The 13,751-nt window shown below is 66.4% G+C and carries 11 protein-coding genes; 3 read left to right on the plus strand and 8 right to left on the minus strand.

The annotated features are described in order from the left end of the window. Positions 1-149 precede the first annotated feature (149 nt). Positions 150-917 (plus strand): winged helix-turn-helix domain-containing protein, encoded by a 768-nt coding sequence (locus tag ACH82I_RS07015; protein WP_413336447.1) that lies wholly within the window; start codon positions 150-152, stop codon positions 915-917. Positions 918-1,007: 90 nt separating this feature from the next. Next, a complete protein-coding gene (locus ACH82I_RS07020; protein WP_413336448.1) occupies positions 1,008-1,949 on the plus strand; it encodes an endonuclease/exonuclease/phosphatase family protein in 942 nt (313 codons plus the stop codon). Positions 1,950-1,988: 39 nt separating this feature from the next. Here ACH82I_RS07020 and ACH82I_RS07025 read toward each other — a convergent pair whose 3' ends face one another. Next, positions 1,989-3,176 (minus strand): MarP family serine protease, encoded by a 1,188-nt coding sequence (locus ACH82I_RS07025; protein ID WP_413336449.1) that lies wholly within the window; start codon positions 3,174-3,176, stop codon positions 1,989-1,991. 8 nt (positions 3,177-3,184) lie between these two features. Then, on the minus strand, positions 3,185-4,963 hold the full coding sequence (locus ACH82I_RS07030) for a PrsW family glutamic-type intramembrane protease (RefSeq protein ID WP_413336450.1): 1,779 nt from the start codon (positions 4,961-4,963) through the stop codon (positions 3,185-3,187). 386 nt (positions 4,964-5,349) lie between these two features. Here ACH82I_RS07030 and ACH82I_RS07035 point away from each other — a divergent pair, with 386 nt between their 5' ends. Beyond that, entirely contained in the window at positions 5,350-7,329 is a 1,980-nt protein-coding gene (locus ACH82I_RS07035; RefSeq protein WP_413336451.1) for an LPXTG cell wall anchor domain-containing protein, read from the plus strand. 3 nt (positions 7,330-7,332) lie between these two features. Here ACH82I_RS07035 and ACH82I_RS07040 read toward each other — a convergent pair whose 3' ends face one another. The 6 genes from ACH82I_RS07040 to ACH82I_RS07065 are packed head-to-tail and all read right to left on the minus strand — an operon-like array spanning position 7,333 to position 13,735. Next, a complete protein-coding gene (locus ACH82I_RS07040) occupies positions 7,333-8,121 on the minus strand; it encodes an HpcH/HpaI aldolase family protein (RefSeq protein WP_413336452.1) in 789 nt (262 codons plus the stop codon). After that, positions 8,106-8,891 (minus strand): fumarylacetoacetate hydrolase family protein, encoded by a 786-nt coding sequence (locus ACH82I_RS07045; protein WP_413336453.1) that lies wholly within the window; start codon positions 8,889-8,891, stop codon positions 8,106-8,108. The genes ACH82I_RS07040 and ACH82I_RS07045 overlap by 16 nt, the downstream gene beginning before the upstream one ends. Positions 8,892-8,903: 12 nt before the next feature. Further along, on the minus strand, positions 8,904-10,016 hold the full coding sequence (hpaD, locus tag ACH82I_RS07050) for a 3,4-dihydroxyphenylacetate 2,3-dioxygenase (protein WP_413336454.1): 1,113 nt from the start codon (positions 10,014-10,016) through the stop codon (positions 8,904-8,906). Between the two features lie 13 nt (positions 10,017-10,029). After that, the gene (gene hpaE / locus ACH82I_RS07055; RefSeq protein WP_413336455.1) at positions 10,030-11,535 is read right to left on the minus strand and encodes a 5-carboxymethyl-2-hydroxymuconate semialdehyde dehydrogenase; all 1,506 of its coding nucleotides are present in this window, start codon (positions 11,533-11,535) and stop codon (positions 10,030-10,032) included. Next, on the minus strand, positions 11,532-12,254 hold the full coding sequence (locus tag ACH82I_RS07060) for a GntR family transcriptional regulator (RefSeq protein WP_413336456.1): 723 nt from the start codon (positions 12,252-12,254) through the stop codon (positions 11,532-11,534). Before ACH82I_RS07060 ends, hpaE begins: the two co-directional genes overlap by 4 nt. Further along, a complete protein-coding gene (locus tag ACH82I_RS07065; protein WP_413336457.1) occupies positions 12,251-13,735 on the minus strand; it encodes a fumarylacetoacetate hydrolase family protein in 1,485 nt (494 codons plus the stop codon). The genes ACH82I_RS07060 and ACH82I_RS07065 overlap by 4 nt, the downstream gene beginning before the upstream one ends. Positions 13,736-13,751 lie beyond the last annotated feature (16 nt).

The following is a 13,751-nucleotide window of genomic DNA, read 5'->3' on the forward strand; positions in this document are numbered from 1 at the left end:
GGCCTCGAACGAGTACACGCCCATTCCGCAGCGGACTCTTCCAGTCACATCGGCCTCGAAGGTCGGAGCAAAGGACAGTCATGTCGAACCCAGAACCCGCGTACGTTCACCCCCGCAGTGCAGTCGCCGTCCGTCGCGCAGGAGCTCGCTTGAGCGCAGTCGATCCGCAGAATCCCCCGCACACCTACGGTCCCGCCGGTGTGGTCCCCTCACCGAAGGCCGCCCGCGGCATCATCGTCTACATCGGACTCGATGAGTCCAAGGCCGCCGCCGACGGCACCAATCTCTCGGCGATCGCCGGGGAACTCCAGGCCTATGCGAAGGAACTCGCCAGTCAGGCCGAGACCCAGGCCGTCATCGCCCTGGCCCCCGAAGGCCGCGGCAGCGACATCGATGCCGTCCGTGCCGTCGCCACCGGCTCCCCCGCCGCCACCGGAACACCGGCAGGAACACACGGCCCTGTGCGTTCGCGCATTCCCAACCGCATCCACCCTCCTGCACTCCGCGAAGAGGGCGAAGCGGCCGGCGCTCAGCGCGCCGGCGACGGGCCCACTGGGGCCTTCGGCTCCCGTCTGGGTGAGAGCTTCCAGGGAACTGCGACCGAACGCCTGCGCATCGACATCCCTCGTCGCGAGGTCCGCATCGACGGCGAGCTCGTCGATGTGACGACGAAGGAGTTTGACCTGCTCGCCACCCTCGTCTCCCACGCCGACACCACCCTGCCGCGTGAGGACCTCATCGACGCCGTCTGGTCCGGAGGCGAAGTCCCCGATGAGCGGACCGTCGACGTGCACATCCGACGTCTGCGCCGCCGCCTCGGCGAATACGCTTCGGTGGTGCGCACGATGAGGGGATCGGGCTACCGCTACGACACCCACCCGGACGTCACCGTGTGGAGCGCCACCGCCCATCGCTGAGCCGGACCGCCTCGGCGAATCCGAGGTGTGAGGCGCATCGCAGACCTCACCCAGCCCGGAGCCAGACTTCACGGTTAAGATTCTTAATCGATGAACCAGGCATATCCGCGCGCCCGACGAGCGCACAGTCCCGCGAAGGGAATCACCGCACTGATCTTCGGGATCCTCTATGCGGCGTTCCTCCTGCTCCACGACCTGCTGCCCAACAGAATGGGCATCGCACTCCTCGTTGAGTCGATCCTGCCGTGGACCGGAGTCTTCCTCGCTCTCGTGCTGCTCATGCTCCTCTTCCGGTTCTCGATCCTCTCGCTCATCGGCTTCCTCGTCCCCACGGTCGTCTGGGCCGCGATGTTCGGCGGCGCGCTGCTGCCCTCGAGCGACGAATCCGATCCGGACCTCACGGTCGCCACCCACAATGTCGGCGCCCGCATGCCCGAGCCCACCGCCGCGGCGAAGAACCTCGTGGCCGCGGACCCGGACATCGTCACGATCCAAGAGCTCGAGTCCCTGTCGGGAAAGATCATCCACAAGGAGCTCGACAGCTCCTTCGAGCATTCGCAGGTCGTCGATACGATCGGCGTCTGGTCGAAGTGGCCGATCTCGAACGCCGAGGAGGTCGACCTGGGGCTGCAGTGGCCACGTGCCTTCGCCGCCACCATCTCAACCGACCACGGCGACATCCGGTTCTATGCCGTGCACATGCCCTCGGTGCGCCCCGGGCATGAGGCGATGCGCAATGCGGCGATCCGCCGCCTGGCCACGGAGGTCTCCACCGACGAAGCCGACCACGTCATCGTCGCCGGTGACTTCAACACCGCGTCGACCGATTCCAACATGTCCGCCCTGGTGCCCCCGCTCGAGGACTCGCGGCAAGAAGCCCACGGAGGCTTCGGCTACACCTGGCCGGCACGATTCCCGGTCACCCGACTCGACCACATCCTCTACCGCGGCTTCGACGCCACCTCCGACGAGGTGCTCAACCGCGGATCGAGCGACCACCGCGCCGTCATCGCCGGCCTCGACCTGAAGTAGTCTTCAGTTCGTGCACGCGTCTCAGCGCGTGCTCGCGTCTCAGCTCGTGCACTGACCCGTCGGCTGCGGGGTGTTGGTGTTCGCTCCGGCTTCCAGCTCATCGGCGATCTCGGCGCGGGTGAGCGCATAGCCGGTCTCGCCGTCGGTGGCCGAACGCGCGAAGACCATGCCGACGACATCGCCGTTCGCATCGATGAGCGGGCCGCCCGAATTGCCTTCCCGAACGATTCCGCGCAGCGAGTAGACCTCACGCACTACAGAATTCTCGTCATAGATGTCGAGCCCGCGGGCATCGATCTTGTCCCGCACTCGCGAGGGTGAGATCGTGTAGGGGCCGTTGGCGGGGAATCCGACGACCACGGAGTCGTCGCCGGTGGCCAGCCCATCACCGAAGTCCAGGGCGGGGGCGCTGAGCTCGGGAACTCGCAGCACGGCCACGTCGGCCTGCTCGTCGAATTCGACCACCTCGGCGGAGTAGGGCCTGCCCTTGCCTCCGACCTGCACGGCGAGTTCGGTGGACCCGGCCACCACATGGGCGTTCGTGGCCACGAGGCCGTCGCGGTAGACGAAGCCCGACCCCTCGGATCCGGCAGAGCAGGTGGTGGCCGTGGTCGTGATCTTGACGACCGAATCCTCGACCTTGCGGCCGACATCGACCATCGCCGAATCGGGCTCGCCGACTCCCCGGATCTGCTCCGTCTGACCGGAGAACACCTGCGGGAACCCCGTCGCCTTGAGTCCCTGGGAGATATCGCCGAGGGCGAGCTGCGAGGAATACGGGATCGTCCGGTCGACGGCGGCGATGATCGTCGAGTCGGCGACCCACCGGTTCGGTTCGACCCAGGGCGTGGTGCGGATGAATCCGGCGGCCAGCCAGATGACGAGGACGCAGACGATTCCCCCGGTGACGGTTCCGCCGATCGCGTCGATGCCCTGCCCGAGCTCGGAGTCCATCGACTTCTTGATCCATGCGCCGATGCCGCTGCCGGCGAAGGCGAAGAGCACGCTGAGGACCAGCGGCATCGACGCCAGCAGCATCACCACTCCGGGGTTGTCCATCGCGGAGGTGCCCTCGCTCAGGGATTCGACCAGCGGAGAGAGCAGCCGTCCCAGGATCCATCCGACGACGAAGCCCGCGGCGGTGCCGAGGCCGGTGATGAATCCCTGCCGGAACCCGGTGAAGAGCGCCGCGATTCCGACGAGGACGATGACGATGTCGACGAGCATGGTGGCGGCTATCCGGCCGTTCGTCTCGAGGCGGCGAGCAGACGATCGCGGGCGGAGGAGAACTTCTTCAGCTGGAAGCGCTCGAGCGCGCGTTCAGTCTCTCCGCCGAGGCCGGCGAGCAGCCGCATGCGCGTGGTCGAGAGCTCACCCGAGGTCCGGATCATCGTGCGCATCTCCTCTTTGCCGCCGGGGAAGGAATCCGCCCACTGTCGGCCGAACTTCCGGCCCTTCCAGGTGCCGAGCATGTCGACCTCGGCATGGGTGAGCCATCCGGTGTTCGCATAGTCGCCGAGCATGTTCAGGGTGTGCAGCCGCTCGCTGCGGCGCAGAATCAGGCCGAGCGTGACCCAACAGCCGGTGAGGATGAAGCTGAGTACGATGAGGCCCGCGATCTGGGCAAACGGATGGATCTGACCGAGTCCGGTCATCGTGCCGTTCCAGACTCCGTGCAGAATCATGCCGACGATCAGTCCCGGGAACCACATGAGGACGACGGCCCACCACGGCCATTTGCGAGCGGCGAGACCGATCGTCACACCGGCACAGGTGGAGAATGTGGTGTGCAGGAGAGGTGAACCGATGCAGCGCATTGCGAAGGTCAGGAACAGTCCTCCCAGCTGTCCGCTGTCCCATGCCTGTGCGAGATAGAGGACGTTCTCTGTAAAAGCGAAGCCGGCACCGATGAGCGCCCCGTAGACGAGCCCGTCGAGGGGGCCTTCGAAGTGCCGTCTGGCGGCGAGGACGATGACGACGAGGAGGACGGTCTTCGTCGTCTCCTCGACGATCGGGGCTTGGATGACGGCGCCGACCGTACTGGGCATCCCGCCGACTCCGATCATATAGAGCGCGACCTCACCGACCAATGAGACGAACAGGGTGAGGATGACCGCGGCGACGGCGCCCCAGAGCAGACAGATGCCGAGCAGGAGCTTCGGCTGGGGTTTCCACCGGTCGAGCCAGAGGACGTAGGCGATGATTCCGATCAGTGGGATCGCGGAGAGTCCGATCAGGGCGAAGAGTCGCACGCCGAAGGCGATCCCGCCGATCAGGGCGAGGAGCAGAAGCCCGCCGACCAGGGCGACGAGCACGACGATGGCAAGGACGAGGCGGATGATGTTGCCGGTCGAATCCGGAGCTTCCTCGACCGGCCGAGACTGGCGCACAGCCCCGGTCCACGGCGTCTCGGTGACCATCTGCTGGGGAGCCTGGACGCCGGCGCGGATCCGCATCTCCTGGGTGACCGTGGGAGCGAAGCGCGGCTGTTCGTACACGCGCGGCTGCATCGGCGGGGCGTACAACTGCGGCTGGGCGGGCACCTGCGGTTGACCATACATCTGCGGTCCGCCGGGCATCGGCTGGCCCTGCATCGGCTGGCCCTGCATCGGAGGTTGTCCGGGGCCGTTCCCCATTCCCCCGCCGAGGTGGTTCTGCGCAGCCGTCCCCGGCTGAGGGATCGGGCGCTGGGGCTGCTGTGTTCCCGGACCGGGGCCCTGTTGCGGCCGCGGACGGAACCGGTCATTGCTCGGCTGCTGAGGCGGCATCGGCTGCTGCTGGGGCATTCCCTGCCGGGGCGGTCGCTGCATCGGCGGCTGCTGGGACGGCATTCCCGACTGCTGCGGTGGCCCCTGAGGCGGGACCTGCTGAGGCGGGACCTGCTGCGGTCCGGGCTGCGGTACTCCCGACTGCTGGCCGTTGGGCTGCCTCGGGTCCGCGACTTGCGGAGGCTGCGCGCGGTGGGGTCCGGGGTTGTTCGGACCCTGCGAGCCAGGACCGTTCTGTGCCGACATAGAGCTATCGTCCTTCTTTGTGGGGAATGACCGCAGTGCCAAGTTTACGGTCGAACGCTGACATCCCGCGCAGAATGATGTATCTGTCCAGCAACAGTTGAGTACTTTCGAAACCTCACTCGCGCTCGATTCCCTGTGGACAACCCGCCGACTCAGCGGCCACCTCGGCGGGCAGATTTGGATCGTCGAAACCCGGGTCCAAAACCGACCGCGCTCGCACCGCTCTCACCTCGGCTTTCATCGAGGACCACGCGCCGACTTCGCTCCCCAGCTCCGACGCGCTGCATTCCGACTCGCGTGCGATTTCCTGTGGACGACGACAGGTGAATTCACAGGCACATTTTCGACCCTGGTCAGACTTACCCGGCCCAGCGTGGAATCGTGCCATGACTACTCACAGACGAATCGCGCTCCGCTCAGCCCTCCTCCTCATCGTCGTGGCTCTGGCCTCGCTCATCGGTCTCGGCCCGGCCATGGCCGCGGGCCCGCCGGCGGCACTCGGCGAGGTCCCGATGCTCAAGTCCTCGGACACGTACGGTCCGGGAATCTGGCACCATGCCAAGGAAGGCAAGACCTGGTACGGCGCCTACCGGACGTTCAAGGACCGGCCCGCATACTGCATCGATGCGGGCAAGCAGTCGCCGCTGCCGAAGTACTTCACCGACGCGAAACCGACGACGGTCACAAGTCCGGAGACCGCGTGGGCGCTGCACACCCACTCCGGGTCGAAGTCCGATGACGTCCAAGCTGCGCTGAGCGCGCTGGCCAGGCTCGACAAGAAGGTCCCCCACGATCACACCGTTCCCGCGGAGAAGCCGAGCGAACTCGGCAAGAAGTTCGCCGGAGCGGCGAAGGAGTACTCCCGGATCTCAGCCGAGGCGAAGAAGTTCGCCGGGCCCTATTCTCTCGATGTCACCCTCGAACCGGTGCTCGACCTGCCCGTGCTCGAACCCTATGACCAGGCGCAGAAGTCCGCCCCGGTGCCCGATCCTTCTCCTGGCCCCGGTGATGGTGACTTCGTGAAGGTCGAGGACCCCGGATCCGATGACGATTCGACATTGCGCATTCCCCGCACCGGGGAGGTGACAATGACGGTGACTCTCACCAGCGCCTCCGGTGCCCGAGTCCCCGACGTCCCGATCGGTCTGAAGATCAGCGGGGTCGAGGATGCCCCGAAGTCCCTGACCACCGGAACGAAGGCCACGGTGAAGAGGCTCAAGCTCACGGAACCGGGAACGGTCAGTGTGAAGGCCTCCGCGCAGGTGGCACCGGAGTCGGTGCTCCTCTACAAGCCGAACACGTCGAAACGGGTCCAACGGGTGATCACTCCGGACAAACCCGACACTCTCGAGGCGAAGGTTTCGCTGGACATGACCTCACAGCCGCGGGTGACCACCGAGATCTCGAACCAGAAGCCTCAGCCCGGGGATTCGGTGACCGATGAGTTCACGGTCTCCGGTCTCATCGGCGACCACAAAGTCACCGTCGAACACGAGCTGTGGCAGACCGCGTCGAAACCCGAGCTGGGCAAGAAGAACGACGACGCCCGCGTCATCGGCTCGGTGACCTCGAAGAACATCGGCAACGGCACGCACACCTCCGAGGCGATCACCGTGCCCGATGACTTCCGCGGATGGATGTACTTCACGGAGACCATCGCCGGAGACAAGGCGACGAAGGAGTGGAAAGGCATCCACGGCCAGCCCCGGGAGACCGGATTCACCCCGTGGACGCCGAGTGCCGACACCGAGGCGGTCTACGAAGGCAGCACCACCCACGACGAGGTGCGAGTGACGGGCCTGCGGCCAGGTTCCGAAGCCGTGGTCACCGTGACCGCCTACCACGTCGAGGAGGAGCCGAAGCAGTCCGCGGAGCCCGCGGGTGAGGAACTGTCGAGCCAGGACGTCACCGTCGTCGCTGACCAGGAAGGCACCGCGGAGATCGCCACCGAACCGGTGGAGATGCCGGTCGGCTGGGTCACCTACGTGACCTCGATCGCCGAAAGCGAGGTGCACACGGCCTGGACGAGCGAGTGGGGCATCCCCTCCGAGACCGTGCATCGTCCGCCGGAGGAGAAGCCGAGCACGCCGCCGGCACCACCCGAAGAGCCGAGTGCACCGCCCGAGGAACCGAGCACACCGCCGGCCCCTCCGGAGCAGCCCAGTGCCCCGCCCGCCCCTCCGGAACAGCCCGAGACCCCGCCGGTCGAACCCGTAGCCGAGGCGCCTGAGGCTCCCGCTCCCCCGGCCGAACTGCCGCGGACCGGCGCCACCGGCAACGGGATGCTCATCGGAGCCGGCATCGTCCTCGTCGGTCTCGGCACCACGGTCCTGCTGATCACCGGTCGACGCCGCGGCGAAGAGTGATCCTCAGTCGTGCACCCAGGTCTGCGCCCACGCCCGGGCCCCGTTCATCATCAGTCCGACATCGGCGCCGACGAGGACGAACGAGGCTCCAGCATCGAGGTACTTCCGTGCCTGTTCAGGGTCGAAGGCGTTGACGCCGACGGGCTTGCCGGCGGCCCTGACCGCCTCGAAGGTGGCCAGCACCGCCTCGGTGACGTCCGGATGGGTCTGCTGACCGAGCAGGCCCATCGAGGCGGCCAGGTCCGAGGGACCGACGAACACGGCATCGATCCCGTCGACCGCAGCGATCTCCGCGGCGTTCTCGACAGCAATTGCCGACTCGATCTGCACTGTCAGGGACACGAACTCCTCGGCCCGACCGAGATAGTTCTCCACGGCGTTCCACCGCGAAGCCCTGGCCAGAGCCGATCCGACCCCGCGCACACCCCGCGGTGGGTAGCGCACGGCACGCACGGCCGCCTCGGCGTCGGCTTTCGTGTCGACCATCGGCACGAGCAGATTCTGCGCACCGAGGTCGAGGTGCTGCTTGATGAGCACCTGATCATTGACCGGCACCCGCACCACGGGAGTCGCCGGGTAGCCATTCATCGCTCGGAGCAGGCCCGTCGTGGTCTCGAGACCGATCGGCGAGTGCTCGGCGTCGATGAGAACCCATTGCATCCCCGAGGATGCGGCGATCTCCGCGGCCACGGGCGATCCGGAACACACCCACATTCCGGTCAGGTACTCCCCCGCATCCAACTCGGCGACTCGTCGGGTGAAGGTCTGCGGCAGGTCTACTCGAAACGGCATGTGATGACTCCCAACTCTCCGTAGTCGGCGTGGACGGTGTCTCCCGGGCTCACCCACATGGGTCGGGTGAACGATCCGGCCAGGACGGTCTCCCCTGCATGCAGCACATCGCCGTGTTCGGCGAGTTTGTTCGCCAGCCAGACGATGCCGCGGGCCGGATGGTCGAGCACGGCGGCGGCCAGCCCCGAGTCCTCGACGGACTCATTGCGGTAGAGCAGCGCCCCGACCCGGCGCAGGTCGAGAGCATCCACGGCCACGGGACGACCGCCGAGGACCATCGCCCCTAGCGCCGCATTGTCCGAGATCGTATCGACGATGGTCCGGCCCTCCATTTCGATCCGTGAAGACAGCACCTCAAGCGCGGGCACCACGTATTCCGTGGCCCGGAGGACGTCGAAGAGGCTGACGTCCGGTCCGCGCAGCTCGTCCTTGAGCACAAAGGCGAGCTCGACCTCGACCCGAACACCCGAATACCGGGAGTGGTCGATGACCGAACCGGTGTCGTAGACCTGGTCGGCGAAGATCGTCCCGTAGTCGGGTTCGGTGATGCCGGTGGCCTGCTGCATCGGCTTCGAGGTCAGGCCGATCTTGTGTCCGAAGAGTCGGCGGCCGGCCGCCTCACCTCGCCGGCGCCATTCGTTCTGCACGGCGTAGGAGTCCTCGACGGTCATCTCGGGGTACTTCGCGGTGAGCAGGCCGATCTTCGACCGGTTCTTCTCCGCGGTCGCCAGATCGTCGGCGATCGCTGCGATCGTTGTCTCATCGAGCATGTCTGCTCCTCCTCAGAGCTGGTGACCCAGCTTGAACTCGTCTTCGCCGTCGTCGGCACCCGAGTGCTCGCCGAACCGGCTGGAGGCATCCTCGCGCCGGGTGTAGGAGAACCCGTCGGCGCCGATCGTGACATCCATTTCGGAGGTGTCGGTGCGGGTGACGATCGGCACCGGGTTGCCGTCGAGGTCGAGGACGGTGGAGGCGTCGGTGTACCAGGAGGGCACGACCGGGTTGCCCCACCAGTCACGACGCTGATTGTCGTGGACGTCCCAGGTTACGCGCGGGTTGTCCGGGTCGCCCGTGTAGTAGTCCTGGGTGTAGACCTCGATCCGGTGGCCGTCGGGGTCGCGCAGGTAGAGGTAGAAGGCGTTCGAGACGCCGTGCCGTCCGGGCCCGCGTTCGATCGTGTCCGAGAGACGCAGTGCGCCGAGCTTGTCGCAGATGGCGAGGATGTTGTGCTTCTCGTGCGTGGCGAAGGCGACGTGGTGCATGCGCGGACCGTCCCCGCCGGTCATCGCCGTATCGTGGACGGTCGGTTTACGGCGCATCCAGGCGGCGTAGACGGTGCCTTCGGCATCTTGGATGTCCTCGGTGACGCGGAAGCCGAGGTTCTCCATGTAGTCCACGGCCTTCGGCACGTCAGGGGTGACCTGGTTGAAGTGATCGAGACGCACAAGTGCGCCCGGCGAGTAGAGGTCGTAGCGCCAGGCGAGACGTTCGACGTGCTCGACCTCGTAGAAGAACTCGTAGGGGAAGCCGAGCGGATCCTGGACGCGCACCGAGTCGCCGATGCCGCGCACGAACCCGTCCTTCTTCCGCACGACCGGGCAGCCGAGCTCGCGGTAGTAGGCTTCCGCACGGTCGACGTCCTCGGGAGTGCGCACCCGGTAGGCGAACGCCGCCGCCGCGGCCACGGGCCCCTGACGCAGCACCACATTGTGGTGGATGAACTCCTCCATCGACCGCAGGTAAACGGTGGACTCGTCCTCCTCGGTGACCTGCAGGTCGAGCACATCGACGTAGAAGTCACGCGACTTCTTCAGGTCCGTGACGACGAGCTCCATATAGGCGCAGCGCAGAACGTCCGGTGCCGGGACGGTGGGGGTGGGAATTGGCTGGGACATGGGTGGAAACCTTTCACTGCTTCCCGAAGACGGGATTGTGGACCTCGCCGAGGTTGATGTGCACGGACTGCTGTTCCGTGTAGAAGTCGATCGACCGGTAGCCGCCTTCGTGGCCGAGGCCCGAGGCCTTGACGCCGCCGAAGGGGGTCCGCAGATCGCGGACGTTGTTCGAGTTCAGCCACACCATTCCGGATTCCACGGCCTGCGAGAAGTTGTGTGCGCGTTTGAGGTCGGAGGTCCAGATGTAGGCGGCGAGGCCGTACTTGGTGTCATTCGCCAGCTGCAGCGCTTCCGCATCGGACTTGAACGGGGTGATCGCGACGACGGGACCGAAGATCTCCTCCTGGAAGATCCGGGCGTCGGGGGCGACATCGGCGAAGACGGTCGGAGCGACGAAGTTGCCGGTCTCGAATCCCTCGGGACGTCCGCCTCCGGCGACGAGGCGAGCCTCCTCCTTGCCGATCTCGACGTAGGACATGACCTTCTCGAAGTGCTCGGGGTGGACCAGCGCGGCCACCTCGGTGTCGGGATCCGAGGGCAGACCGACCTTCACGCGCTTGGCCTGGGCGGCGTAGCGTTCGACGAATTCGTCATAGACGGATTCTTCGACGAGGATGCGCGAACCCGCGGTGCATCGTTCCCCGTTGAGGGAGAAGACGCCGAAGATCGTGGCGTTGATCGCCGCGTCGAGATCGGCATCGGCGAAGACGACGGCCGGGGATTTGCCGCCGAGCTCCATCGACAGGCCTTTGAGCCAGGGAGCGGCGTTCGCGAAGATCGTCTGACCGGTGCTCGATTCGCCGGTGAAGGAGATGAGCGGAACGTCGGGATGTTTGACCAGCGAATCCCCGGCGAAGCCCTCCTCGCCGAAGCCGTTGACCATGTTGAACACGCCCGTGGGCAGTCCGGCCTCCTCGAAGATTCCCGGCCACAGGGAAGCCGAGAGCGGGGTGAACTCGGCGGGTTTGAGGACCACGGTGTTGCCGGTCGCGATCGCCGGAGCGAGCTTCCAGGACTCGAGCATGAACGGGGTGTTCCAGGGGGTGATGAGTCCGGCCACGCCGATCGGCTTGCGGTTGACGTAGTTGGCCTGGCGGCCGGGAACCTTGAACGCATCGTCGACCTGGGCGACGATGAGGTCGGCGAAGAACCGGAAGTTCTCCGCGGCGCGGGCGGCCTGCCCCCGGGCCTGGGTGATCGGCAGACCGGAATCGAAGGACTCCATCTCCGCGAGCTCCTGATTCCGGGATTCGGCGATATCGGCGATCTTATTCAGCACGCGGGCGCGCTCACGTGGCAGCATCCTCGGCCAGGGGCCTTCGTCGAAGGCCTGCTTCGCCGAGGCGACCGCCGCGTCGATGTCGGCCTTCTTTCCCGAGGCGGCCTTGATATAGGGCCGGTTGTCCACGGGGTTGATGACGTCGAATTCATCGCCGTCGATGGAGTCGACGAATTCGCCGCCTATGTAGTGGCGGATCTTCTCCGGAATTCCGGTGGGAGCAGCGGTGGTGTCAGTCATGACTTGTCCTCTTCTCTCTCTGTGGTCTTGGCTTGGGCTTCCTGGTAGCTGTGCAGGGTCGCGGACCGATGGCCGCGCACCACCCGTTCGATCTCGTCCGCCGAGGCGCGGGCCCGGATCAGGGCGACGATGCGGGCGTGCTCGTCGACCGAGCCCAGTGCCCGTTCGGGCACGAAGGAGAACGTCGAGTTCCGCAGATGAGCCAGCCGGTCCCATTCCACGGCGACCAGGGAGTGCAGTCGCTCGTTGGGGCAGCGGCGGAACAGGGCTGCGTGGAACTCGTGGTTGAGTCGAGTGAATTCGGTGGGGTCGAAGTCGTCGAGGAGGCTGCGCATGCGCTCATTGATCGCTTCGGCCTCGGCGAGGTCATCCTCGGTGAGGAACTCCAGCGCCTGGGCGGTTGCGGCTCCTTCGAGAATCGCAACGGCCTCCATGGATTGGGCATAGGAGCTCTGATCGACCATGGCCACCCGGGCTCCGACATTGCGTTCGAAGGTGACGAGCCCGTCGGCCTCGAGACGCCGGATCGCCTCGCGAACCGGGACGACGGAGGTGTCGAGTTCGAGCGCGATCTGGGCGAGGACCAGTTTGTGCCCGGGCTCGAAGGTCTGCTCGGCGATGCGTCGGCGGATCCAACGGTAGGCCGTCTCCGCCTTGCTCAGCGAACCGGATTCTGCCGAGAGCTCGGCCTCGGAGGTCTCCCCGTCTGCGGTCTTCACTGAGTGGCCTTCCATGCCTCGAACTTCTCTTTCCATGCGCCTTTGGGTGGGAACAGGTTCTCGATGGGGTTGCCGGCCGCGACCTGCTCGGCGACCCAGCCGTCCTCGGTCTCCTTGGCCAATGCGGCGTCGACGACGTCCTCGACGAGGTCGCGGGGGATGACGATGACTCCGTCGTCGTCGCCGACGATCACATCGCCGGGCAGAACGGTGGCGTTTCCGCAGGCCACGGCCACTTCGGACTCCCAGGGCACGTGCTTGCGCCCGAGCACGGCGGGGTTGCGGGAGGTCGCGAACACGGGGAGGATCTCGGCCACCTCGGCGGAGTCGCGGACTCCCCCGTCGGTGATGACTCCGGTCGCGCCCAGGGCCTTGGCTCGCAGGGCCAGCACATCGCCGAGGGTTCCCGATCCGGCCTCGCCGCGGGCTTCGATGACGATGACCTCACCGTTCGAGATCGAATCGAAGGCCCGCTTCTGGGCGTTGTAGCCGCCGCCGTGGGATGTGAACAGATCCTCGCGGTTGGGTACGAATCGCAGGGTCTTCGCGGTGCCGACGATCTTGCTGCCGGGTTTCAGAGGTGCGACTCCCTCGATGACGACGTTGTTCAGCCCCCGGGAGCGCAGCTGCGCGGACAGGCCCGCGGTCGGGGCTGCGGTGAGTTTGGCACGCAGCTCCTCGCTCAGTGATGCGCTCGCGTCGGTCTCGGCTTCCGGCGGCAGGCCCGCTTCCTCACGCGATCCCCAGGCGTCGATGGCCAGAGCCTCGTTCACGGCGGGGGTGCTGCCGAGAGTTTCGTCGAAGTCGCCCGGGCCTTCGATCACAGTGGTGACGAGTCGTCCCGAACTGAGTTCGGAACCGCTCGCCGAGGTGGCCGTGACCTTGACCTCGACAGTGTCCCCGGGGGCGACGACGCTCGAGCCCGCCGGGGTTCCGGTGAGGATGACATCTCCGGGTTCGAGGGTCATGTGCTGGCTGAGATCGGCGACGATCTGGGTCAAGGGGAAGATCAGCTGCTCGGCTGACGTACCGTCGTCCTGCTTGACCTCGCCGTTGACCCAGGTGCGGATGCGCAGGGACTGCGGGTCCGCCTCGGCGGCGGGGATGATGTTCGGCCCCAGCGGGGTGTAGCCGTCGCGGCTCTTCGACCGCAGGTTCGAACCCTTGTCGGGCGTCTTCATGTCGTAGAGACCGAAGTCGTTGGATGCGGTCACGCCCTCGACGTGGTTCCAGGCGTCCTCCATGCTCACGCGGTGTGCGAGGGTGCCGATGACGACGGCGATCTCACCTTCGAAGGCGAGCAGCGAGGTGCCGGCGGGACGTTCGATGGTCTCCCCTGTGCCGGCGATGGAGCTGGCGGCCTTGAGGAAGTAGGACGGCTGGTCGGGCCGCTTGCCGCGCTGGGCGGAACGGGATTCGTACGCCACATGGACTGCGATGACTTTGCCCGGTCGGGCCGGAGCACCAGCTGGAGTCGACATCGATCTCACACCTCAT

The sequence above is a fragment of the Brevibacterium sp. GP-SGM9 genome, assembly GCF_047300845.1.
GTDB lineage: Bacteria > Actinomycetota > Actinomycetes > Actinomycetales > Brevibacteriaceae > Brevibacterium.

Bases quoted from the DNA above. Each gene is read 5' to 3' on its own strand.
- ACH82I_RS07020 (WP_413336448.1), top strand. From the start codon at position 1,008: ATGAACCAGGCATATCCGCGCGCCCGACGAGCGCACAGTCCCGCGAAG.
- ACH82I_RS07025 (WP_413336449.1), bottom strand. From the start codon at position 3,176: ATGCTCGTCGACATCGTCATCGTCCTCGTCGGAATCGCGGCGCTCTTC.
- ACH82I_RS07030 (WP_413336450.1), bottom strand. From the start codon at position 4,963: ATGTCGGCACAGAACGGTCCTGGCTCGCAGGGTCCGAACAACCCCGGA.
- ACH82I_RS07035 (WP_413336451.1), top strand. From the start codon at position 5,350: ATGACTACTCACAGACGAATCGCGCTCCGCTCAGCCCTCCTCCTCATC.
- ACH82I_RS07040 (WP_413336452.1), bottom strand. From the start codon at position 8,121: ATGCCGTTTCGAGTAGACCTGCCGCAGACCTTCACCCGACGAGTCGCC.
- ACH82I_RS07045 (WP_413336453.1), bottom strand. From the start codon at position 8,891: ATGCTCGATGAGACAACGATCGCAGCGATCGCCGACGATCTGGCGACC.
- hpaD (WP_413336454.1), bottom strand. From the start codon at position 10,016: ATGTCCCAGCCAATTCCCACCCCCACCGTCCCGGCACCGGACGTTCTG.
- hpaE (WP_413336455.1), bottom strand. From the start codon at position 11,535: ATGACTGACACCACCGCTGCTCCCACCGGAATTCCGGAGAAGATCCGC.
- ACH82I_RS07065 (WP_413336457.1), bottom strand. From the start codon at position 13,735: ATGTCGACTCCAGCTGGTGCTCCGGCCCGACCGGGCAAAGTCATCGCA.